The organism is Roseovarius sp. MBR-154 (assembly GCF_053628595.1).
On record NZ_JBRJGR010000027.1, the window covers coordinates 1 to 20,440 of the forward strand.

Sequence of the window (20,440 nt, forward strand, 5' to 3'; positions counted from 1 at the left end):
CGTCAGCGTCGTCTTGCCGTGGTCCACATGCCCGATCGTGCCGATGTTCACATGCGGCTTCGTGCGGTCAAACTTTTCCTTTGCCATGGTCGTGGGCGCCTTGTCAGTTGGGGGGCCACCGCGGCCCGTTTGTCACTCCGCGCGCCGTTTATTGAGTTCGCGCGGGAAAATCAAGCCAAACCTCGCAGGGACGCGCGCGGCTGCCGCTCATCGGCCTGTCCACGTTTCATTCGACCGCGTCCTCGGCCGTGTCGGACGACCCGTCCGGTGGCGGATCCTGCGGGTCGGCCCCCTCCTCCTCTGTCGGAGGAGCGGCGCTCAGCGCCTTCTCCGCCTCGGTCTTCTCATGCGCCGGCCTGCCATCCGCCTCGAACCAGCCAAACTCGTCATTCTGGCGCGCCATCCAGTTCTGGATCTGCTTGGCGGCGTTGCGGCTCAGATTCTCGAGCTGGATCTCCTTGCTCTGCGTCAACCCGGAACTAAGGAAGGTCTGCGGCGAAATCGTCTCCACCACGGTCACCATATGGGGCTTTTCGTTGAGCTTCTTTCCGGCGGCATCGTCCCAGACGGTGACATGCAGGATCAGCGCGGATTTCGGCGCGGCGACCAGCGGGATGCCCGGAATCGCCAGCACATAGCCCTCGATACTGATGCCGAGATGGTAATACCTGCTGCCCTCGTAACGCGAAAAGCGATCCTCGATCGCCTTTGTCATACCGGCGATCCATTCCTCGGCACTCGCCTCGCGCGAGGCCGGGCCCTTGGTCAGGTTGGGGGCGACCACGACGTTATGCCCAAGACGGAAATTTCCCAGATAGGCCGGGGCCTCGTCGAGATCGTTGGCATTGGTGCAGGCCGTTGCGACAAGCAGGCCGAGCAGGGCCAGGAAACGCGTCATCCGAGATCACCTGAAGTAAGATTTGGTTCGGGCCCGCATATCCCACCCGCCCGGCAGGTGCAACGATTTGCCCAACGGCAGCCGAAACCTATATCAGAGGCGTGCCCCGAGGATCTGCCCATGCCGTCTCCCGACCCATTCGAAGACCGTGCCGCGCCGGTGCGCGTGCCGCTCGTCACAGAGCCGCTCGGCGTGTTGGGCTCGCTGCGCGCGGCGCGCGCCAACGTGCTGTCGATCATCCCCGAGATCGCGACCCGACAGCCGATGGTCTCGGGCCGCACCGGCAAGCGCTGGCACATGGTGACGGACCCGGATGCGATCCGCCGGATGCTGCTGGAGAACCTCGACAATTACCCCAAGTCGCTGGTCACCAAGAACCTGCTGCGCCCGGCCATCGGCGAGTCGCTCTTCATCGCCGAGGGCGCGCATTGGCGTTGGCAGCGGCGCACTGCGGCCCCCGTGTTCTCGCATCGCAACGTGATGAACCTCGCCCCCGTCATGACCGCCGCCGCCGAACGCAGCGCCGCGCGTGTCGCCGCGACCGGCCCGCGGGCCATCGACATGGCCGCCGATATGGTGCGCACCACCTTCGACGTGATCGCCGATGTGACCTTTTCGGGCGACGGCGGGTTCGATCTCGACAGGGTGCATCGCGGCATCGACGCCTATATCGCCGAGGCGGGCCGGCTCTCGCTCTTCGACATCCTCGGCCTGCCCGACTGGGTGCCGCGCCCGGCGCGGGTGATGTCGGGCGGCGCGATGGCCGAGATGAAGCGCATGGCCGACGCGGCGGTCGAGGCGCGCCGCGCGCGCGGCCCCCGCGAGATGCCCGACCTGCTCGACCTGCTGCTCGACGGCGAGGACCCCGAGACCCGGCGCCGGATGAGCACGCCGGAACTGCGCGACAACCTGCTGACCTTCATCGTGGCGGGCCACGAGACGACCGCCCTCGCGCTCGGCTGGTCGCTCTACCTCTGCGCCTATGACCCTTGCGTGCAGGACCGCGCCCGCGCCGAGGCGCAAGCGGTGCTAGAGGGCCGCGCGGCCACCGGCGCGGACGTGGCCCACCTGCCACGCGTCCGCCAGATCATCGACGAGGCGCTGCGGCTTTATCCGCCTGCGGGCATGGTGTCGCGCACGGCGCAGGCGGCGGATACGCTCTGCGGGCGTGCGATCGGCCCCGGCGACACGGTGATGATCCCGATCTACGCGCTGCACCGCAACCACCTGCTCTGGGAGGCCCCCGATGCCTTCTGCCCGGAGCGATTTGCCGACCGCAAAGGCATCCCGCGCTACGCCTACCTGCCCTTCGGCGACGGGCCGCGCATCTGCATCGGCGCGAGCTTTGCGCTGCAAGAGGCGGTGATCGTGCTCGCCACGCTGCTCGCGCGCTTCCGCTTCACGCCCGTGCCGGGGCGCGACCCAAAGCCGGTGATGATCCTGACGCTGCGCCCTCAGGGTGGCGTGTGGCTGATGGCCGAGGCGGTGTGAGTGGCGGCAGGGGTGGCCTGAAGCGGTCGTTGACGATTTCAGAGACAAGCCGCGCGGTGCCCGACCGCCGGGTGGGCGCTGCGTCCTTTCAGGAAGGCACTTTATCTCAGCCCAATACGTCCACGTTTTCAAGAATTTGATACGTCGCAAAAGCGCCCGCCCGGTGGGGCGGTCGGGCGCTGCGCGGCGGTGCCTACGGCACCTTGATTCCGCGCATTGGTACGAGAGGCGAACGACCCCTTCAGTCCACCCCTGCCCTCACCGCGTCGGCACCGGCTCCTCGCCGCGATAGTCGTAGAACCCGCGTCCGGTTTTGCGCCCCAGCCAGCCCGCCTCGACATACTTGGTCAACAGCGGACAGGGCCGGTATTTCGTGTCCGCCAGCCCGTCATGCAGCACGTTCATGATCGCCAGACAGGTATCGAGTCCGATGAAATCCGCCAGTTCCAGCGGCCCCATCGGATGGTTGGCCCCCAGCTTCAGCGACTGGTCGATGGACTGCACGTTGCCTACCCCCTCATAGAGCGTATAGACCGCCTCGTTGATCATCGGCATCAGGATGCGGTTGACGATGAAGGCCGGGAAATCCTCGGCGCTGGCCGCCGTCTTGCCCAGTTTGTCCACCACCGCGCGGCAGGCGGCGAAGGTCTCCTTGTCGGTGGCGATGCCCCGGATCAGTTCCACCAGCTGCATCACCGGCACCGGGTTCATGAAATGAAACCCCATGAATTTCTCGGGCCGGTCGGTGCGGCTCGCCAGCCGGGTGATCGAGATCGACGAGGTGTTCGAGGTCAGGATCGTCTGCGGCGCGAGATGCGGCAGCAACTCGTCGAAAATCGCCTGTTTCACGGCCTCGCGCTCGGTCGCGGCCTCGATGATCAGGTCGCTCTGGCCCAGATCGGTCAGGGTCTGCGTCGTGGTGATCCGCGCCAGCGCCGCCTCGAGTTCGTCCTGGGTTATCTTTTCCCGGCTCACCTGCCGATCAAGGTTCTTGCGGATCGTCGCCATCGCCTTGTCGAGCGCCTCGCGGCTGATATCGTTCAGCGCCACCTCATAGCCCGCCAGCGCCATGACATGCGCGATCCCGTTGCCCATCTGCCCCGCACCGACAACGCCGATTGTCCTGATATCCATTGCCCGATCCTCGTGGTTTTGCCGCGCCAGCATAGGCCCCGGCAGGGCCGGGCCGCAAGGGTCGTGGGTATCTAAACTTATCCACGAATGCGACCTTTAAGGGAATGGAAACGGGAATCGGACAATCCTGCCTCAGGGTGATGTAAACAGGGGGTGGGATCCATGGTATTCGAACGCTTGGGGCGCGCGCCCCTTGACTATAGGCCTGTCCGATACGGCACGTCGAAACTGACATTCCGCGGACCGGCGCGCGACCTTTCGAGCGCGTATATCGCCTGTCTGGGCGGCACTGAAACGCATGGCCGGTTCCTCGACCGGCCTTGGCCCGCGCGGCTTGAGGCCGCGCTTGGCCTGCCTTGCGTCAATCTCGGCCTGCCCAATGCCGGGCCGGACGTGTTTCTGCGAGACAAGGGCCTGCTCGATCTTGCGCGCGGGGCCTCGGCCGTCATCTTGCAGGTGCCCTGCGCGATGAACCTCTCGAACCCCTATTACGACGTGCATCCGCGCCGCAATGACCGGTTTCTCCGCGCCAGCACCCGGCTGCGTCGGCTGTATCCTGAGGTGGATTTCACCGAATTCCACTTCACCCGCCACATGATGTGGCGGCTCGCCTCTCTCGCGCCCGAGCGGTTTGCGCTCCTGCGCACCAGCGTGCAGGATGTCTGGGTCGACAGGATGCAACGCCTGATGGCCAGTATCGGCCGTCCCGTCTTTCTGTTGTGGCTGGCCAATCACGCCCCCGGGCCAGACCCGAACTCCACAGAGATCCACGACGACCCGGCCTTCGTGAGCCTCGCGATGATCCGCGCCATCCGTCCCCGCGCCACCCATCTGGCGCAGGTCGTGATCAGCAAGACCGCCCGCGACCAGGGCACGCGCGGCATGCGGTTCTCTCCGATGGAGGAAAGTGCCGCCGCCGACCTGCCCGGCCCGCTCGCCCATGCCGAGGCGGCGCAGGCCTTGCTGCCCGCCCTGCGCGCGCTGACCGAGGCATGAAAAAACCCGCGCCGGTCGGGCGCGGGCCTTGGTCCGGTTCTCAACTGCCTCAGAGCTTTTCGGTCAGTTCCGGCAGCGCGGTGAAGAGGTCGGCCACCAGCCCGTAATCGGCGACCTGAAAGATCGGCGCCTCTTCGTCCTTGTTGATCGCGACGATGATCTTGCTGTCCTTCATCCCCGCCAGATGCTGGATCGCACCCGAGATGCCGACCGCGACATAGAGATCGGGGGCCACCACCTTGCCGGTCTGCCCGACCTGCCAGTCATTCGGCGCATAGCCCGAATCGACCGCAGCACGGCTTGCGCCCACGGCAGCGCCCAGCTTGTCGGCCAGTTTCTCGATCAGCGCGAAATCGTCCTTGGAGCCAACGCCGCGACCGCCAGAGACAACCACGCCCGCCGAGGTCAGTTCCGGGCGATCGCTTGCCGCCACCTTGTCCTCGACCCATTCGCTCAGGCCCGGATTATCCGCCGCCGAGATGGTCTCGACCGGGGCCGCCGCCTGTTCGCCCGCCGCATCAAACGTCGAGGTGCGGAAGCTGATGACCTTCTTGGCATCGCGCGATTTCACCGTCTGGATCGCATTGCCCGCATAGATCGGGCGCTCGAACGTATCGGCATCCACCACGCCCGAGGCGTCCGAGATCACCATCACATCCAGAAGGGCGGCGACCCGCGGCAGCACGTTCTTGGCGTCGGTCGTGGCAGGCGCCACGATATGCGAGTAATCGCCAGCCAGCGACACGATCAGCGCCGCCGTCGGCTCCGCCAGGCGATGCCCGAGCGAGGCATCCTCGGCCACCAGTACCTTGGCGACACCGGCGATCTTGGCCGCCGCCTCGCCCGCCGCCGCAGCAGACGCCCCGGCGCAGAGCACCGTCACATCGCCCAGTTTCGCAGAGGCGGTCACCGCCTTCGAGGTCGCGTCGAGATTGAGTTCACCATCGGTGACTTCGGCAAGAAGAAGTACAGACATCACACGGCCCCCGCTTCCTTGAGTTTCGCAACAAGCTCATCGACCGAGCCCACGATTTCGCCGGCCTTGCGGGCCTCGGGCTCTGCCGTGCCGGTGATGTCCAGACGCGGTGTGACGTCCACGCCGTAATCGGCGGCGGTCTTCTCATCGAGGGGCTTTTTCTTCGCCTTCATGATGTTGGGCAGGCTCGCATAACGCGGCTCGTTGAGGCGCAGATCGACCGTGACGATGGCGGGCATGCCCACCTTGATCGTCTGCAAGCCGCCATCGACCTCGCGGGTCACCAGCGCGCTGTCGCCCTCGATCTCCAGTTTTGAGGCAAACGTCGCCTGCGACCAGCCCAGAAGCGCCGAGAGCATCTGCCCGGTAGCGTTCATGTCATTGTCGATTGCCTGCTTGCCGCAAAGCACGAGGCCCGGCTGCTCTTCCTCGACGATCTTGGCGAGGATCTTGGCCACGCTCAGCGGCTCGATATCCTGATGCACATCGTCGGCGGCGACCACGAGGATCGCGCGATCCGCGCCCATGGCCAATGCGGTGCGCAGCGTTTCCTGCGCCTGCTTCACGCCGATGGAGACGGCGATCACCTCGTCGGCCTTGCCCGCCTCTTTCAGGCGAATCGCCTCTTCGACGGCGATCTCGTCGAACGGGTTCATCGACATCTTCACATTGGCAAGATCGACACCGCTTCCGTCCGCCTTGACGCGAACCTTCACGTTATAGTCGATCACGCGTTTGACAGGCACTAGAACCTTCATTGGCATGGTCTCCCTTAAAGTGGTGAAGAGCCGGTCCGACTCCTCGTCTCAATCATCTCGCGCGTTGATACCGGGTCAGGACGCGACAAAACAGGGTAAAATCGTCACGTCAGCGCCCGGCGACGTCGCGTTTCGGGCTTTTCACGACAGGATCGTTGCAGGAGTGTTTCAGCGGTTCGCGCCCGGAACCCACAGCACATCGTCCTTGCCGCCGTCATTGGCCATGCGCGCGGCGACAAAGAACCAGTCGCTCAGCCGGTTGAGATAACGCACGGCCGCCTCGTTGACATGCTCCAGCGCCGACAGCTCCACCGTCAGTCGCTCGGCCCGGCGCGACACGGTACGGCAGAGATGCAGATGCGCCGACAGCGCACTGCCACCGGGCAGGATGAAACTGCGCAGCGGCTCCAGATGCTTGTTCATCGCGTCGATCTCGGCCTCCAGCCGATCGACCTGCGCGGGCACCATGCGCAGGACCGGATATTCGGCCTCCGCGTCCTTTTCCATATCCGGGCGGCACAGATCGGCCCCCAGATCGAACAGATCGTTCTGAATCCGCGCCAGCGCCGCGTCGGTCTCGCCCGTGGCGTGCAACCGCGCAAGGCCGAGCGTGGCGTTCAGCTCATCCACCGTGCCATAGGCCGTTACCCGCGCCGAATGCTTGGCCACCCGTGTGCCATTGCCCAGCGCGGTCTCGCCCGCGTCCCCGGTGCGCGTGTAAATCTTGTTGAGAACCACCATCGGCTCAGCCTCCCTGTCTGCGGAAATAGACGAAAATCAGAATGAGAACGATGGCCACGAATTGCGCGATCAGCCGCCACCGCATGTATTTGTTGGACCGCTTGGCATTCTCCACACCCTCCTTGCCGAAGGTGGCAATGCCGCGAATAAGGATGATCGCCACGACGGCACAGCCCGCAGCCACCAGCAGGAATAACGGGTCTTTCCACATAAGGCGTCCTTTCCGAGTCGGTCACGTGGGGCACATCTAGGCGGCAGCAGTGCAAAAGCGAAAGGGAAAATGTGCCGCAGCGCCCGCCGGGGTCGCGCTCAGCCCTTGGAAATCACCCAATCAAGCGCGCGGGTCGGCAGGATGCGGCGCAGCGTGCCGGCGAAATAGGTGGGCGTGGTGACATAATAGCGGGCGCGCGGGCGCGGCGCCTCGACCGCATGGATCAGCTTTTTCGTCACCGCATCGGGCAAAAGCTCGAACTTGTCCTTCTTGCGCTGACTGTAAAGACGCGGCCGCAGCTTGTCGCGATAGTCAGCCATGCGCACCGAATTCTCCCAGTCGATCCAGCGTTCGAACGGCGCGCGGGCATTCTCGCGGATCTTCGTCTTCACCGGGCCGGGCTCGATCAGGCTGACATGGATGCCGGTGCCGCGCATCTCGACGCGCAGCGTGTCGGTCAGCCCCTCGATGGCGAATTTCGTGCTGACATAGGCCCCGCGCCAGCCAATCGCCACCAGCCCCAGAACCGACGAATTCTGCACGATCCGGCCATGGCCCTGCCTCCGCATCGCCGGGATCACCTGCCGCGTCAGATCGTGCCAGCCAAAGACATTGGCCTCGAAAATCTCGCGCAGCGCGCCGCGCGGCAGATCCTCGACCAGCCCGGGGCAGGCATAGGCTCCGTTGTTGAACAGCGCATCGAGCCGCCCGCCGGTGGCCTCCAACACCTCGGCCACACCCGCCGCGATGCTCGCCTCGTCGGCATAGTCGATGCGCGGGGCGTCGAACCCCTCGCCGCGCAGCCGGTCGCAATCGGCCTGCGCGCGGCACGCGGCAAACACCCGCCAGCCGCGCGCCCGCAGCCCGTGCGCCGCGTCATATCCGATGCCCGACGAGCATCCGGTGATCAGGATCGTTTTCTCGCTCATGGCGAGGTTTGTGACCGGTCCCCGCCCGCAACGCAAGCCTAGTCGGACGCCACCGTCAACAGCCGGTCCGCCATCCAGCCGATGCGCCCCGTCTCGGGCACCCGCAGCTTGATCCAGCCGGTGCCCGGATCGCGCAGCACGATCACCTCGGTACCGCGCGCAAGACTGGTGATCGCGCCAAAGGCGGTGCCGGGCCCGGTGCGCAGGTTGACGGAATTGCCCGCAACGCGGCGCGTCTCGACCACCGGCGCAAAGGGCTGCGCCGGGTCGTCGGGGGGTGTCCCGCTCAACGGCACCCCGCTGCGCGCCGCCGCCACGGTCGGCACCGTGATCTCGGAGATTTCGGGAATTTCGGCTTTGGCCGGTTTGACCGCGGCGGAGGGCCGGGACACATCGCCCTCCGCCGCCGAGGCGAGTGTTACGTCCACCCGCTTTCCCGTTGTCAGGCCCGTTGTCAGACCCATTGTCAGGCCCAGATCGACCAAGGAGGTGACTGTGCGCGTCGCCCGGGGTTCGGGCCGCGCCGCATCATCCTGCGCGATCTCGATCACGTTCACCCGCAGCGGGCGTGCCTTCGGTCTCTGATTGTCGAGCGTCGCCCGCATCTGAATGGAGTTGGCCGAGGGACGATACTCCGCCCCGCCACTCATCTCGTAGAATGACCATCCCAGAAAAACGAAGCTCAGCAAAATAAAGCGCCACATCGCGCACCCCCCTACACATACATAACTGAAAAACCTGGCAGCGGTTCCATGATACCCGATTCGCACGGTGCGGCGACGGGGAAAATCGGGAAAGTTTGCGCGCCCCTGCCCCGATCCCCGCTTTACGGTGCATCCCGGCGGCGATATCACCACATCCATGAGTGATTTGATCGACGACCCCAACATGATGCCCGAAGCGACGTCAGAGCCGCTGCGCCGCGCCATCGGCGACCGCTATCTGACCTATGCGCTCTCGACGATCATGCACCGCGCCCTGCCCGATGCCCGCGACGGTCTCAAACCCGTGCACCGCCGCATCCTTTACGCGATGCGCGAACTCAGGCTCTCCAGCTCCGGCGGCTTCCGCAAATCCGCCAAGATCTCGGGCGACGTGATGGGCAACTATCACCCGCATGGCGATGCCGCGATCTATGACGCGATGGCCCGCCTCGCGCAGGATTTCGCGGTGCGCTACCCGCTGGTGGACGGGCAGGGCAATTTCGGCAATATCGACGGCGATAACCCGGCCGCCTCGCGCTACACCGAGGCGCGGATGACCGTGTTTGCCGAGGCGCTGCTCGACGGCCTCGCCGAGGATGCGGTCGATTATCGCGACAATTACGACGGCACCCTGCGCGAACCCATCGTGCTGCCCGCCGCCTTTCCCAACCTGCTGGCCAATGGCTCCTCGGGCATCGCCGTGGGCATGGCCACCAATATCCCGCCGCATAACATCGCCGAACTGATCGACGCCTGTATCCATCTGATCAAGACGCCCGACGCGCGCGACGACACGTTGCTGAACTACATCCCCGGCCCCGATTTTCCCACCGGCGGCGTCATCGTCGAGCCGCCCGAGAGCATCGCGCAGGCCTACCGCACCGGGCGCGGCGCGTTCCGCCTGCGCTGCAAATGGGAGGTCGAGGATCTGGGCCGCGGCGGCTGGCAGATCGTCGTCACCGAGATCCCCTATCAGGTGCAGAAATCCAAGCTGATCGAACGCATCGCCGAACTGATCCAGACCCGCAAGATCCCCGTGCTCGCCGATGTCCGCGACGAAAGCACCGATGACGTGCGCCTGATCCTCGAGCCGCGCTCCAGGAATGTCGATCCAGAGGTCCTGATGGGGCTTATGTACCGCAATTCCGATCTGGAACTGCGTTTTTCGCTCAACATGAACGTGCTGGTCGACGGGGTCACGCCGCGCGTCTGCTCGCTCAAGGAAGTGCTGCGCGCCTTCCTCGATTTCCGGCAAGAGGTGCTGCTGCGCCGCTCAAGGCACCGGATGGAAAAGATCGACCACCGGCTTGAGGTGCTGGAAGGGCTGATCGTCGCCTTCCTCAATCTCGACCGGGTGATCGACATCATCCGCTATGACGACGAGCCAAAGGCGGCGCTGATGCGCGAGGATTGGGGCCGCACGTTCATCCGCGCCACCTCCGAGGCCGATTATGTATCTCCCGCCCCCAGCGATGAGGACGGGCTGTCGGAGGTGCAGACCGAGGCCATTCTCAACATGCGCCTGCGCTCCTTGCGTCGGCTGGAGGAAATGGAGCTCAAGCGCGAGCGCGACGCGCTGATGGAGGAACGCGCCGGGCTCGAGGATCTGCTCGACGACGTGTCGCTGCAATGGGCCGCAGTCGCCGACCAGCTGCGCGAGGTGAAAAAGACCTTCGGCAAGACCCACCCGATCGGCGCGCGCCGCACCCAATTCGCCGAGGCAGGCAAGATCGAGGAGGTGCCGCTCGAGGCGATGATCGACCGCGAGCCGATCACCGTGGTCTGTAGCCAGATGGGCTGGATTCGCGCGCTCACCGGACATCTTGACCTGAATCGCGCGTTGAAATTCAAGGATGGCGACGCCCCGCGCTTCATGTTCCACGCCGAGACCACCGACCGTATCCTCGTCTTCGGCAGCAACGGCCGGTTCTACACGCTGTCGGCGGCCAATCTGCCCGGCGGGCGCGGCATGGGCGAGCCGCTGCGCCTGATCGTCGATCTGCCCAACGAGGCGGGCATCGTCGATCTGCTCATCCACAAGCCGGGGCGCAAGCTGCTCGTGGCCTCTTCTGCCGGAGACGGCTTTGTCGTGCCCGAGGACGAGATCGTCGCCCAGACCCGCAGCGGCAAGCAGGTGCTCAACCTGCGCGCGCCCGCTCAGGCACAGGTGTGTCGCCCGGTCGCAGGCGATCACGTGGCCTGCGTCGGCGAAAACCGCAAGGTTCTGGTCTTCCCGCTCGACGAATTGCCGGAACTGACGCGCGGCAAGGGCGTGCGGTTGCAGAAATACAAGGATGGCGGGCTGTCGGATGCCACCACCTTCACCCTCTCCGAGGGCCTCAGCTGGCGTGATCCTGCGGGGCGCACCCGCACCGAGACCGATCTGACCGAATGGACCGGAAAGCGCGCAGGCTCCGGCCGCATGGCCCCGCGCGGCTTTCCGCGCGACAACCGCTTTAATTGAACGCGCCGTCGGCGCGGTCGCGCAACGCCGCCTGCGCGCGCCTTTTGCGCGCTACCTGTGCCCCTCGCCCAGCGCCAGGGTATGTGCCCGCAGCCATTCCATGAAGCCGCGCGGATCACTTTCGAGCAACTTCATCTTCTCGTCGCTCACCGGCGCGCCGACGATCGGCCTTTGCGGGCGGTTGCAGCTATGCACCACCTCGTGCAGCAAGAGCCCCTGCCGCAACGTGGCCGAGATCCGGTTGGCGATCTGGTACCAGCGGGAATTCGATCCGGGAAAGTAGACCGGCACCACGCGCGCGCCCGATCGGCGGATCATCTGCGCGGTGAACACGTTCCACTCACGCTCCACCGCCGGACCAAAGAGCGTGTCCGACGACGCCACCACGCCCGAGGGAAACACGCTGATCACCCCGCCTTCCTTGAGATGCGCCATCGCCTTGGCGCGCATTTCCACCGATTTGCGCTGCGCATCCGGCTCATGCGGAAACGGCACGGAAATCATGTAGGACGCGGCCACCTCATCGATGCCGGTCAGCAACGCGCGGGTCAGGATCTTGTAATCGCTGCGCCGCCGACCGATCAGGTCGGCCAGGATCATCCCGTCCACCAGCCCGTGCGGATGGTTCGCCACCACCACCACCGGGCCGTCAGCCGGGATGTGCAGCACTTCCGCGTCGGGGGTCAGCAGCGGTATGCCCATTATGTCGAGCGCCGCCCGCCAGAAGGCCTGCCCCGTCGGCGCGCCGCGCTTCTCGAATTTTCGGATCATGCGGACGATGGTAAGCTTGCCGGTGACCCATTCCATCACGCGGATGATCGCCGCCGTCATCGGCGAGTCGAAACTGTTGGCATAGGTCAGACTGCGACGGTCATACTTGGTGAATACGACCGTTTCGCGCGCCGTGCCGCCGGTCTCGTCCTGCGCGTTGGTGCTCACTGGCCCGTCCCTGCTCCGCTTTTCTTCCCCGCCAGGGGGGTCGTCCGCGCGCTCACATCTCTTCGCCGAACCGATCCGCCACCAGTGCCGCCATCGCATTGGCGAGCGGCTCGGCGTCGGAGCCCGCGATTTCGACGTCAATAGTGCTTCCTTTGGCCGCTGCCAACATCAAAAGCCCCATGATGCTGTCGCCCGATGCCGATTGTCCGTTATGCGACACCTCGACGGTTGCGTCAAATCCCTCGACCACCTCGACCAGCTTGGCGGCGGCGCGGGCATGCAGCCCTTTTTCGTTCACGATCTCCAGTTGCCGCGTGACCTTTTCCGTCATCTGGCCGCCCCCTCTCATTCCGTGGTCACATTGTGACTGTCGATATATTTGCGCCCCGCATCCAGCGCGGCGCGTACCGCCTCGGATACGCTCAGATGGCGGCTCTTGGCCAGCTTGATCAGCATCGGCAGGTTTGCCCCGTAGAGAATCCGCCGATCGTCCGGGCGACAGGCGCGCAATGACAGGTTGGACGGCGAGCCGCCGAAAATATCGGTGACCAGAACCACCCCGCCCCCGGTATCGACGGAATCGGCGGCGGCGCAAATCTCGTCCTGCTTGAGCGCGCGGTCGTGATCCCCCTCGATGGAGATCGCCACGATACCGGATTGGCGCCCGACCACATGTTCGACCGCCCTCAGATATTCGCGGGCCAGCCCGCCATGCGCCACGATCACGATGCCGATCACGACAGGGTCACTCCTCAGATCGCGGGGGCACGGCCATGCCGGGGCCGTGCCGCTCCAGTTCGCGATGCCTTATAGACACTTGCCAGCCATCCTGTGCAAGGGTGGCAGCCAGGGTTTCTGCCATCGCCACGCTGCGATGCTTGCCGCCGGTACAGCCGAACCCGATGGCGAGATAGGCCTTGCCCTCTTGCTCATAGGCGGGCAGCAATTCCTCGACCAACGCCGTCACCTTGGCGCGAAAGCTCTCGAAGCGCGGATCGGCGCGCACGAAATCCGCCACCTCGGGCGCACGCCCGTCAAAGCCGCGCAGCGACGGCTCCCAGTAGGGGTTGTTGAGAAACCGGCAATCCAGCGCCATGTCGAGCCCGCGCGGCAAGCCGCGCTTGTAGGAGAACGAATGCACCGACACCGCCAGCCGCATCGCGCCCTGCGGGGCGAACCAGCGTTCCAGATCGGCGCGCAGATCATGCGGCGACATGTCCGAGGTGTCGATCACCAGATCGGCCCGCGCCCGCACCGGCCCCAGCAGATCGAATTCCCGGGCGATGCCCGCTTCGGCACTCTCCGCCGGGGCCAGCGGATGCCGCCTGCGGGTTTCCGAAAACCGCTGTTGCAGAACCTCCGGTCGACAATCGAGATACAGCACCTGCAACGGCAAACCGGCCTGCCACTCGCGCCCGTCGATCAGCGCGATCAGCGCATTGGTCGAGAAATCGCGATTGCGCACATCAAGCCCGAGCGCCAGCGGCTTTTCGGGCGGCGTGCTGCCCTCAAGCAGCCGCGGCAGCAGGCTGAGCGGCATGTTGTCGATCGCCTCGAAGCCCATATCCTCCAGCGCACGGATCGCCGTGCTCCGCCCGGCCCCCGACGGGCCGGTGACCAGCACCAGACGCGGGCGCGCCCGGTCGCTCTGCGCGGCGTCGGGCGTGATGGACAGATTGGCTCCCATGGATCAACTTACCTTTCCATGCCTTAGATATAGCAGAATCGCGGCAGGAAAATGGGCCTTCGTTGTTTTTGCAAAAACCGGCAGCGACAGGCCCATCACGCTCGCCTGAGCCAGCGGCGGCAGCCGCGCATCCGCGTCGCGGTCCATGTCGATCACGCAGGCCACCGGGGTGGGTCCGGCGGCAGGCAGATGCAGGATCCCCATTCCGCGCGCCTCGATCCGGCCGCGGATCGTGTCGGGCGCATCGGCCATCAGCCGCGCGCCGTCGCGCCAGAGCCGGGTGCGGTCGTCGGCGACCAGCATCGCGCCCAGCGCGATGAGCTGCAGGGCCAACCCCGACTTGCCCTGCCCCGAGGCGCCGCGGATCAGCGCCGCCCGCCCCTCCAGCGTGACGCAGCTGGCATGCTGAACCTGCTCGGCAGACGTGGCGTCAGTTGTCACGATCTCAGACCGGCAGGCCCACGACAAAGCGCGCGCCCAGGGGGTCGGATGTGGCATCGGCATGGGTCGGACGGATATTCTCCGCCCAGATCACCCCATCATGCGCCTCCACGATCTGCTTTGATATGGCCAGACCAAGGCCGGAATTGTTGCCGAAATCACCTTCGGGGCGCTGCGAGTAGAAACGCTGAAACACCTTCTCCAGCGCCTGTTCGGGGATGCCCGGCCCGGTATCCTCGACCACCACAAGCACCCGGTCGGCGCGCCGCCGCGCCCATATCCGGATCGCGTCACCCTCTTCGCAAAAGCTGATCGCATTGGTGATCAGGTTGACGAAGACCTGCGCCAGCCGCGCCTCAAGCCCGGTGATGACGATGGGCTGTTCGGGGAAATCGGTGATGAAATCGACACCCTTCTTTTGCGCCTCTTCGCTCAGATAGGTCCCGAGATTGCGCAGCATCGTGAGCAGGTCGAACGACTCCTGCTCTTCCTTCACCAACTCGCTGTCCAGCCGCGAGGCATTGGAGATGTCGCTCACCAACCGGTCGAGACGGCGCACATCATGCTCGATCACCTCCAGCAGGCGTTCGCGCTGATCGTCGCGCTTGGCGATGCGCATGGTCCCCACCGCCGAGCGCAGGCTGGCGAGCGGATTCTTGATTTCATGCGCCACGTCGGCGGCGAACTGCTCGTTGCTCTCGATCCGGTGATAGAGCGCCCCCACCATGCCGCGCAGAGCACCCGAGAGCCGCCCGATCTCGTCGGGCCGCGCGGTGAGGTCGGGAATGCGGATGCGCCCGCGCGCACCCTTGCCGCGATTGCGTTCCCGCCCGATCTCGGCCGCCGCCGCCAGATCGGCCAGCGGGTTCGAGATCGTCGAGGCAAGGATCAGGCTCAGCCCGACCGAAATCAGCGTGGCGATCAGGAACATCTGCAACACGCGCTCGCGCTCCACCCGCGCCAGCTTGTCGATCTCGCCCGAGGCATTGGCCAGCGCCACCACCGCCACCGGCGTATTGCCCTGCAGGACGGGGGCCGCCGCCGACAGGATGGTGCCGCGCGGCCCTTCGGCACTGCGTACCTGCACGCCCTCGGTCACTGCCGCGTCGACCATGTCGCGGGTCATGTCTTCGAGGCTCTGCATCGCCGTGCCCCGCGCGTCGCCCGCGAAGGGTATCGAGATCATATCCCAGAACCGACCCAGAAAATCCGTCATCGGCGTATTTGGCAGCGCGCGCGCGGCATCGGACCCATCCGCAGCCGCCGCCTTGCGCCCGAGAAGCAGCCCGGTCCGGTCGAACAACAGAAGTTCCGTGCCCGCCTCCACGTTCAGCCGCGTCAGCGTCTCCTCGACATCGAGCCCGTCGCCGGTGGCGATGCTGACCGGTGCCGTGGTGGGCAGCCGCGCCTCGACCACGTCCGAAATCAGCGCGGCATTCTGCGTCAGGCTGTCGACGCGCTGCTGAACCAGCGTGTCATGCGAGCCGCTGAGATAGAGGATGCCCACCACAAGCACGTTGAGGGCGATCAGGTTGAAGGTCACGATCTTGCGGGTCAGCGAGGATTCGCGCAGCGAGAATCGGCCACGCCGGGCACGCCGGGCGGTCATTTCCGCCTCGTCCACGCGGTCCGGAACGACGAAATCGTCCCCCAGAACGAGGTCGCTATCCTTTCGCGGCACCAGATCGCGCACGTCTATCCCCTCGGCAAGGGTCATTATTCTTCGTTATACCTGTACCCGATACCATAAAGCGTCTCGATCGCCGAGAATTCGGGATCGACCACGCGCAGTTTCTTGCGCAGGCGCTTGATATGGCTGTCGATGGTGCGGTCGTCGACATAGACCTGATCGTCATAGGCCACATCCATCAGCTGGTCGCGGCTCTTGACGAAGCCGGGGCGCTGCGCGAGGGCCTGCAACAGCAGGAATTCGGTCACCGTGAGCGATACGTCCAGACCTTTCCAGCTGACCGCGTGGCGCAGCGGGTCCATCCGCAGATAACCGCGCTCGATCACCTTGGTCTCTTCGGTCTCGGGCACCACGGCGCCGTTCTGCGCGTCCTGCCGCCGCAAGAGCGCGCGGATGCGTTCCACCAGAAGCCGCTGAGAGAACGGCTTTTTCACGTAATCGTCCGCGCCCATCCGCAGCCCCAGAACCTCGTCGATCTCGTCATCCTTCGAGGTCAGGAAGATCACCGGCATCTGCGATTTCTGGCGCAGACGCTGCAACAGGTCCATCCCGTCCATCCGCGGCATCTTGATGTCGAGCACCGCCATGTCGGGCAATCTCTTGCTGAAGGCATCAAATGCCTGCTGCCCGTCGTTATACGTTTCCACCTCGAACCCTTCGGCCTCGAGCGTCATGGCGACCGATGTCAGAATGTTTCTGTCATCGTCCACAAGGGCGATCCTGGACATTGCTCAATTCCTTATGCTGCTCAGATTACCTGTTTTTTTGTGTCATTATGCGCTCTTTCCCGCCGCCTTATCAATCCAAAACTGCGAATCACCGGTTTCCCGTCCCCCCATTGACGCAAAAAATTGTTTCGAATGGCTAAATTGACTCACTTTTCACGACATGGGCGATCGGCGTTTTCGCTAACATCCATCTGGTTGCGCTAACTTGACCGTGGTTGCGCTAACTGCGTGAAACCGCCCTGTTATTTTACGGAAACGTCATGCTAAGACGCGCGCAGCCGGGCAAGGTGCCCGACCGGCGCCGCCCGCCGGCGCCCCCTCTCTGATCCCGCATGCAGGCGGATTTCGTGAACAGGAGCAAGGCAACATGACATTCGGACGGGTCAACCCGCAATTCCGGCTGGAGGATCAAGGCATCACCGGGCTGGGCAATGTCTATTACAACCTCGTCGAACCGGCGCTGATCGAGGCCGCGCTCAAGCGCGGCGAAGGCACCCTCGGACGGGGCGGCACGTTCCTGGTGACCACCGGCACCTTCACCGGCCGCTCGCCCAAGGACAAGCATATCGTCAGGACCGACAACGTCTCGGGCAGCATCTGGTGGGAGAACAACGCCGAGATGTCGCCGCAGGGCTTCGACGCGCTCTACGAGGACATGCTGGCCTACATGAAGGACGGCGACTATTTCGTGCAGGATCTCGTCGGCGGCGCCGATCCGGCCTATTCGATCAACATGCGGATGATCTCGGAACTGGCCTGGCACAGCCTCTTCAACCGCACCATGCTGCGCCGCCCCGAACGCGACACGCTCGACAGCTTCACCGCCGATTTCACCCTGATCAACTGCCCCGGCTTCAAGGCCGACCCGGCGCGTCACGGCTGCCGCTCCGAGACCGTGATCGCGATGAATTTCGAGCGCAAGCTGATCCTCGTCGCCAATACCGGATATGCCGGCGAGAACAAGAAATCGGTGTTCAGCCTGCTCAACTACCTGCTGCCCGAAAAGGGCATCATGCCGATGCATTGCTCGGCCAACCACGCGCAGGGCAACCCGGTCGACACCGCCGTCTTCTTCGGCCTCTCGGGCACCGGCAAGACCACCCTCTCCGCCGATCCCGCGCGCACGCTTCTGGGCGATGACGAACATGGCTGGTCGGATCGCGGCACCTTCAATTTCGAGGGCGGCTGCTACGCCAAGACCATCAGCCTCGACCCCGATGCAGAGCCCGAGATCTACGCCACCACCTCGAAATTCGGCACCATCATCGAGAACATGGTGTTCGACCCCGAGACGCTGGAACTCGATTTCGAGGATGATTCACTCACCGCCAACATGCGCTGCGCCTACCCGCTGCACTATATCTCCAACGCCTCCGAGACCGCCCTTGGCGGGCACCCCAAGAACATCATCATGCTGACCTGCGATGCCTTCGGCGTGCTGCCCCCCATCGCGCGGCTGACGCCCGCTCAGGCGATGTATCACTTCCTGTCGGGCTTCACCGCCAAGGTCGCGGGCACCGAGCGTGGCGTGACCGAGCCGCAGCCCACCTTCTCCACCTGCTTCGGCGCGCCCTTCATGCCGCGCCGCCCCGAGGTCTATGGCAACCTGCTGAAAGCCAAGATCGCCAAGCACGGCGCGACCTGCTGGCTGGTCAATACCGGCTGGACGGGGGGCGCCTACGGCACCGGCTCGCGCATGCCCATTCAGGCGACGCGCGCCCTGCTGACGGCGGCGCTCGACGGCTCGCTCGGCGATGCCGAGTTCCGCAAGGACGAGAATTTCGGCTTCGACGTGCCGGTCGCGGTGCCGGACGTGGCCGAAGTCCTGCTCGACCCGCGCCGCACCTGGGACGACCCCGAGGCCTATGACCGCCAGGCCGCCAAGCTGGTCGGCATGTTCGCCGACAACTTCGCGCAATACGTCCCCTATATCGACGAGGACGTGAAGGCCGCGGCGCTCGGCTGAGGATGTGGGCGGGGCATCCTCTCTGGCCTGCGCCGTTGGCCGTGGGCCCCTACGCCCCGGAACGCCCGGGCGCGGGCCTTGCAAACTCGCGCCTTGCGGTTGCCCGTTGTGACGCGTGCAGCGGGTGACGGAAACCAGCCCGGAGCGTACATGATGCGAAAAGGTGGAATTGGTCAAAAGCAGACCTTCGCCCAAAGTCAGGTGAAGGGATTCTGTGCGGGACAAACCTGGCACTCTATCGACGCAAATTCGTCATGCATTCACCCCGCACGTGCTATTTAGTGTGCGGCTCCCCGTCGGAAGTTGCTATTTTTCTTTTCCGAACAACATCTGCAGACGAAGGATCAATCGAATCTGACAATTCGGCGTCACGATCAACCTTTACACTGTCACTTTCTGCAGACGTCTCTTGGTTTGCTACCCCCGTCTCGCCGTGGGGAGTGGAGGCCTCCGCCTTTTGCTTGAGAAATTCAAAGAGCTTTGCTGCTTCTCCTTCCGGAACGACACCGCGAAAGGCAGGAATGAATTCAGCCTTGCCGCTCTGACCAGGCGCCATCTCACCAAGAACAAAATGAAAGACACCTTGTTCGACTCTTACATTCATCACGGCATTTATAAATGTTGCGTTACTCAAGATCGTCTTCTCTAGCAGGCGAAATTAAACGTTTTGGACGCCGCCGCGCCGCTTCATTCATGACAGAGAATGTGTTCGCAGTGAACTTTGGCATGCCGTCGATGCCTTTTCGAAACTGTCGCACGTCTTCGGTATTCTTTGCGGGCACCAAAGATACCGGCCTATCAGGGTTCTCGCCTTCGAACATAAAGTAACAAAGTTCCTGCCCCCTCCTGAGCTCAAGACAATTGGACAAATCCGAGAATTCAAAAGCAAAATTCATGATCCTCGGCCAGTTTGTGATCTCGAATCTCCCCGAAATCAAAGAACCGGGCCATTTTCGAACATGATCGTCCAAAAAAGGCGGTAACTGGTTTAGATAACACTTCTCGTCGCACAGAAACACGTAGGGGAGAAGTATCTGGACAACTGGTTTTGCAGGATTTCGCCAAAGCTTCTGCGGCATGAAGGTGACGAAGCGTGCAACAACATCTGGATCTATTCTCGTGCGCTCTTCATCGTAAAAAAGCTCATAGCCACCACCGTTTTTATCTACGCCCATCTTGATTTCAAATGGACACTTAACAACAAAAAGGCGTTTCTCGAGTTCGTTTACTGCCGGGCAGGCTTGCACCGCTCTCCCCGAGAGCGCTGAGGCCCTGTCTTTTCTTTTTGGAGCCGGAGCTTCAAAAAGAAAATCTCCATATGGTGCATCAACGATCCACCCAACTTTCAAAGAACTCGCCACTGCCATGGCCCTTAGTTTGACCAGCTACCGTAGATTGAGTTTCCCGTCCCGTAGGCGCTGAAACCGTCATTGCCATACACTGAGTTTCCCATCCCATATGCTGAGAACCCATCGTTACCGTATACGGAATTACCCATGCCGTAGGAACTGTACCCGTCATTCCCATAAGTTGAATTTCCCATTGAGTACGACGAGTAGCCATCATTGCCATAGACAGAATTTCCCATACTATAGGCAGAGGAGCCATCACTGCAATAAATAGAATTGCCCATGGTATAGCACGACTGAGCGAAGCTGCTCGTTGCAGGCAATGAAACGATGCAAGT

22 protein-coding genes are annotated in these 20,440 nt (G+C 63.9%); 4 read left to right on the forward strand and 18 right to left on the reverse strand.

Annotation, left to right across the window (positions count from 1 at the left end; translation table 11 throughout):
* Together ACSSV4_RS20280 and ACSSV4_RS20285 are read right to left on the reverse strand one after the other, a co-directional pair.
* A partial coding sequence (locus ACSSV4_RS20280; protein ID WP_133357806.1) for a GTP-binding protein occupies window positions 1-87 on the reverse strand: 87 nt, incomplete at its 3' end.
* Between the two features lie 139 nt (window positions 88-226).
* Window positions 227-898, reverse strand: a complete 672-nt coding sequence (locus tag ACSSV4_RS20285) for a hypothetical protein (protein WP_454276902.1) — start codon at window positions 896-898, stop codon at window positions 227-229.
* A gap of 120 nt (window positions 899-1,018) precedes the next feature.
* Between ACSSV4_RS20285 and ACSSV4_RS20290 the strand changes: the two genes are divergently transcribed.
* Window positions 1,019-2,389 (forward strand): cytochrome P450, encoded by a 1,371-nt coding sequence (locus ACSSV4_RS20290; RefSeq protein WP_454276903.1) that lies wholly within the window; start codon window positions 1,019-1,021, stop codon window positions 2,387-2,389.
* Between the two features lie 258 nt (window positions 2,390-2,647).
* Here ACSSV4_RS20290 and ACSSV4_RS20295 read toward each other — a convergent pair whose 3' ends face one another.
* Window positions 2,648-3,523 carry a 3-hydroxybutyryl-CoA dehydrogenase gene (locus tag ACSSV4_RS20295; protein WP_454276904.1) on the reverse strand — a complete coding sequence of 292 codons (876 nt, stop codon included), beginning with the start codon at window positions 3,521-3,523 and terminating at the stop codon, window positions 2,648-2,650.
* Window positions 3,524-3,685: 162 nt separating this feature from the next.
* Here ACSSV4_RS20295 and ACSSV4_RS20300 point away from each other — a divergent pair, with 162 nt between their 5' ends.
* On the forward strand, window positions 3,686-4,519 hold the full coding sequence (locus ACSSV4_RS20300) for a DUF6473 family protein (protein ID WP_454276905.1): 834 nt from the start codon (window positions 3,686-3,688) through the stop codon (window positions 4,517-4,519).
* A gap of 49 nt (window positions 4,520-4,568) precedes the next feature.
* Here the strand turns inward: ACSSV4_RS20300 and ACSSV4_RS20305 are convergent, their stop codons facing one another.
* From ACSSV4_RS20305 to ACSSV4_RS20330, 6 genes are all read right to left on the reverse strand, one after another.
* A complete protein-coding gene (locus tag ACSSV4_RS20305; protein ID WP_454276906.1) occupies window positions 4,569-5,495 on the reverse strand; it encodes an electron transfer flavoprotein subunit alpha/FixB family protein in 927 nt (308 codons plus the stop codon).
* Window positions 5,495-6,253, reverse strand: a complete 759-nt coding sequence (locus ACSSV4_RS20310) for an electron transfer flavoprotein subunit beta/FixA family protein (RefSeq protein ID WP_454276907.1) — start codon at window positions 6,251-6,253, stop codon at window positions 5,495-5,497. The genes ACSSV4_RS20305 and ACSSV4_RS20310 overlap by 1 nt, the downstream gene beginning before the upstream one ends.
* 168 nt (window positions 6,254-6,421) lie before the next feature.
* Window positions 6,422-6,994 carry a cob(I)yrinic acid a,c-diamide adenosyltransferase gene (locus ACSSV4_RS20315; RefSeq protein ID WP_454276908.1) on the reverse strand — a complete coding sequence of 191 codons (573 nt, stop codon included), beginning with the start codon at window positions 6,992-6,994 and terminating at the stop codon, window positions 6,422-6,424.
* Between the two features lie 4 nt (window positions 6,995-6,998).
* Entirely contained in the window at window positions 6,999-7,205 is a 207-nt protein-coding gene (locus ACSSV4_RS20320; protein ID WP_050664271.1) for a twin transmembrane helix small protein, read from the reverse strand.
* A 98-nt stretch (window positions 7,206-7,303) separates the two neighbouring features.
* Window positions 7,304-8,134 (reverse strand): SDR family NAD(P)-dependent oxidoreductase, encoded by an 831-nt coding sequence (locus ACSSV4_RS20325; protein WP_454276909.1) that lies wholly within the window; start codon window positions 8,132-8,134, stop codon window positions 7,304-7,306.
* A 38-nt stretch (window positions 8,135-8,172) separates the two neighbouring features.
* A complete protein-coding gene (locus ACSSV4_RS20330) occupies window positions 8,173-8,838 on the reverse strand; it encodes an SH3 domain-containing protein (RefSeq protein WP_454276910.1) in 666 nt (221 codons plus the stop codon).
* A gap of 157 nt (window positions 8,839-8,995) precedes the next feature.
* Between ACSSV4_RS20330 and parC the strand changes: the two genes are divergently transcribed.
* Window positions 8,996-11,302, forward strand: coding sequence for a DNA topoisomerase IV subunit A (gene parC / locus ACSSV4_RS20335; RefSeq protein WP_454276911.1), 2,307 nt, complete (start codon window positions 8,996-8,998; stop codon window positions 11,300-11,302).
* Window positions 11,303-11,353: 51 nt separating this feature from the next.
* Here parC and ACSSV4_RS20340 read toward each other — a convergent pair whose 3' ends face one another.
* Genes ACSSV4_RS20340 through ACSSV4_RS20370 form a run of 7 tightly spaced genes read right to left on the reverse strand, consistent with a single transcriptional unit; the run spans window position 11,354 to window position 16,787 of the window.
* A complete protein-coding gene (locus ACSSV4_RS20340) occupies window positions 11,354-12,241 on the reverse strand; it encodes a lysophospholipid acyltransferase family protein (protein WP_454276912.1) in 888 nt (295 codons plus the stop codon).
* A 52-nt stretch (window positions 12,242-12,293) separates the two neighbouring features.
* Window positions 12,294-12,572 (reverse strand): HPr family phosphocarrier protein, encoded by a 279-nt coding sequence (locus ACSSV4_RS20345; protein ID WP_454276913.1) that lies wholly within the window; start codon window positions 12,570-12,572, stop codon window positions 12,294-12,296.
* 14 nt (window positions 12,573-12,586) lie between these two features.
* The gene (locus ACSSV4_RS20350) at window positions 12,587-12,979 is read right to left on the reverse strand and encodes a PTS sugar transporter subunit IIA (RefSeq protein WP_454276914.1); all 393 of its coding nucleotides are present in this window, start codon (window positions 12,977-12,979) and stop codon (window positions 12,587-12,589) included.
* A 7-nt stretch (window positions 12,980-12,986) separates the two neighbouring features.
* Window positions 12,987-13,928: an RNase adapter RapZ gene (gene rapZ, locus ACSSV4_RS20355; RefSeq protein WP_454276915.1), complete on the reverse strand. Its 942-nt coding sequence runs from the start codon at window positions 13,926-13,928 to the stop codon at window positions 12,987-12,989.
* 3 nt (window positions 13,929-13,931) lie between these two features.
* Window positions 13,932-14,369, reverse strand: coding sequence for an HPr kinase/phosphorylase (locus ACSSV4_RS20360; RefSeq protein WP_454276916.1), 438 nt, complete (start codon window positions 14,367-14,369; stop codon window positions 13,932-13,934).
* A 4-nt stretch (window positions 14,370-14,373) separates the two neighbouring features.
* Window positions 14,374-16,086: a sensor histidine kinase gene (locus ACSSV4_RS20365; protein WP_454276917.1), complete on the reverse strand. Its 1,713-nt coding sequence runs from the start codon at window positions 16,084-16,086 to the stop codon at window positions 14,374-14,376.
* Window positions 16,086-16,787, reverse strand: a complete 702-nt coding sequence (locus tag ACSSV4_RS20370) for a response regulator transcription factor (protein ID WP_454276918.1) — start codon at window positions 16,785-16,787, stop codon at window positions 16,086-16,088. Before ACSSV4_RS20370 ends, ACSSV4_RS20365 begins: the two co-directional genes overlap by 1 nt.
* Before the next feature lie 367 nt (window positions 16,788-17,154).
* Between ACSSV4_RS20370 and ACSSV4_RS20375 the strand changes: the two genes are divergently transcribed.
* Window positions 17,155-18,753 (forward strand): phosphoenolpyruvate carboxykinase, encoded by a 1,599-nt coding sequence (locus ACSSV4_RS20375; RefSeq protein WP_454276919.1) that lies wholly within the window; start codon window positions 17,155-17,157, stop codon window positions 18,751-18,753.
* Window positions 18,754-19,027: 274 nt separating this feature from the next.
* On the opposite strand, the gene ACSSV4_RS20380 is transcribed toward ACSSV4_RS20375, so the two are convergent.
* Together ACSSV4_RS20380 and ACSSV4_RS20385 are read right to left on the reverse strand one after the other, a co-directional pair.
* Complete coding sequence (locus tag ACSSV4_RS20380; protein WP_454276920.1) at window positions 19,028-19,387, reverse strand: hypothetical protein; 360 nt, start codon at window positions 19,385-19,387, stop codon at window positions 19,028-19,030.
* On the reverse strand, window positions 19,380-20,120 hold the full coding sequence (locus ACSSV4_RS20385; RefSeq protein WP_454276921.1) for a hypothetical protein: 741 nt from the start codon (window positions 20,118-20,120) through the stop codon (window positions 19,380-19,382). Before ACSSV4_RS20385 ends, ACSSV4_RS20380 begins: the two co-directional genes overlap by 8 nt.
* Between the last annotated feature and the right edge of the window lie 320 nt (window positions 20,121-20,440).

Coding starts and splice junctions, on each gene's coding strand:
- ACSSV4_RS20285 (WP_454276902.1), bottom strand. CDS start 898: ATGACGCGTTTCCTGGCCCTGCTCGGCCTGCTTGTCGCAACGGCCTGC.
- ACSSV4_RS20290 (WP_454276903.1), top strand. CDS start 1,019: ATGCCGTCTCCCGACCCATTCGAAGACCGTGCCGCGCCGGTGCGCGTG.
- ACSSV4_RS20295 (WP_454276904.1), bottom strand. CDS start 3,523: ATGGATATCAGGACAATCGGCGTTGTCGGTGCGGGGCAGATGGGCAAC.
- ACSSV4_RS20300 (WP_454276905.1), top strand. CDS start 3,686: ATGGTATTCGAACGCTTGGGGCGCGCGCCCCTTGACTATAGGCCTGTC.
- ACSSV4_RS20305 (WP_454276906.1), bottom strand. CDS start 5,495: ATGTCTGTACTTCTTCTTGCCGAAGTCACCGATGGTGAACTCAATCTC.
- ACSSV4_RS20310 (WP_454276907.1), bottom strand. CDS start 6,253: ATGAAGGTTCTAGTGCCTGTCAAACGCGTGATCGACTATAACGTGAAG.
- ACSSV4_RS20315 (WP_454276908.1), bottom strand. CDS start 6,994: ATGGTGGTTCTCAACAAGATTTACACGCGCACCGGGGACGCGGGCGAG.
- ACSSV4_RS20320 (WP_050664271.1), bottom strand. CDS start 7,205: ATGTGGAAAGACCCGTTATTCCTGCTGGTGGCTGCGGGCTGTGCCGTC.
- ACSSV4_RS20325 (WP_454276909.1), bottom strand. CDS start 8,134: ATGAGCGAGAAAACGATCCTGATCACCGGATGCTCGTCGGGCATCGGA.
- ACSSV4_RS20330 (WP_454276910.1), bottom strand. CDS start 8,838: ATGTGGCGCTTTATTTTGCTGAGCTTCGTTTTTCTGGGATGGTCATTC.
- parC (WP_454276911.1), top strand. CDS start 8,996: ATGAGTGATTTGATCGACGACCCCAACATGATGCCCGAAGCGACGTCA.
- ACSSV4_RS20345 (WP_454276913.1), bottom strand. CDS start 12,572: ATGACGGAAAAGGTCACGCGGCAACTGGAGATCGTGAACGAAAAAGGG.
- rapZ (WP_454276915.1), bottom strand. CDS start 13,928: ATGGGAGCCAATCTGTCCATCACGCCCGACGCCGCGCAGAGCGACCGG.
- ACSSV4_RS20365 (WP_454276917.1), bottom strand. CDS start 16,086: ATGACCCTTGCCGAGGGGATAGACGTGCGCGATCTGGTGCCGCGAAAG.
- ACSSV4_RS20370 (WP_454276918.1), bottom strand. CDS start 16,787: ATGTCCAGGATCGCCCTTGTGGACGATGACAGAAACATTCTGACATCG.
- ACSSV4_RS20375 (WP_454276919.1), top strand. CDS start 17,155: ATGACATTCGGACGGGTCAACCCGCAATTCCGGCTGGAGGATCAAGGC.
- ACSSV4_RS20385 (WP_454276921.1), bottom strand. CDS start 20,120: ATGGCAGTGGCGAGTTCTTTGAAAGTTGGGTGGATCGTTGATGCACCA.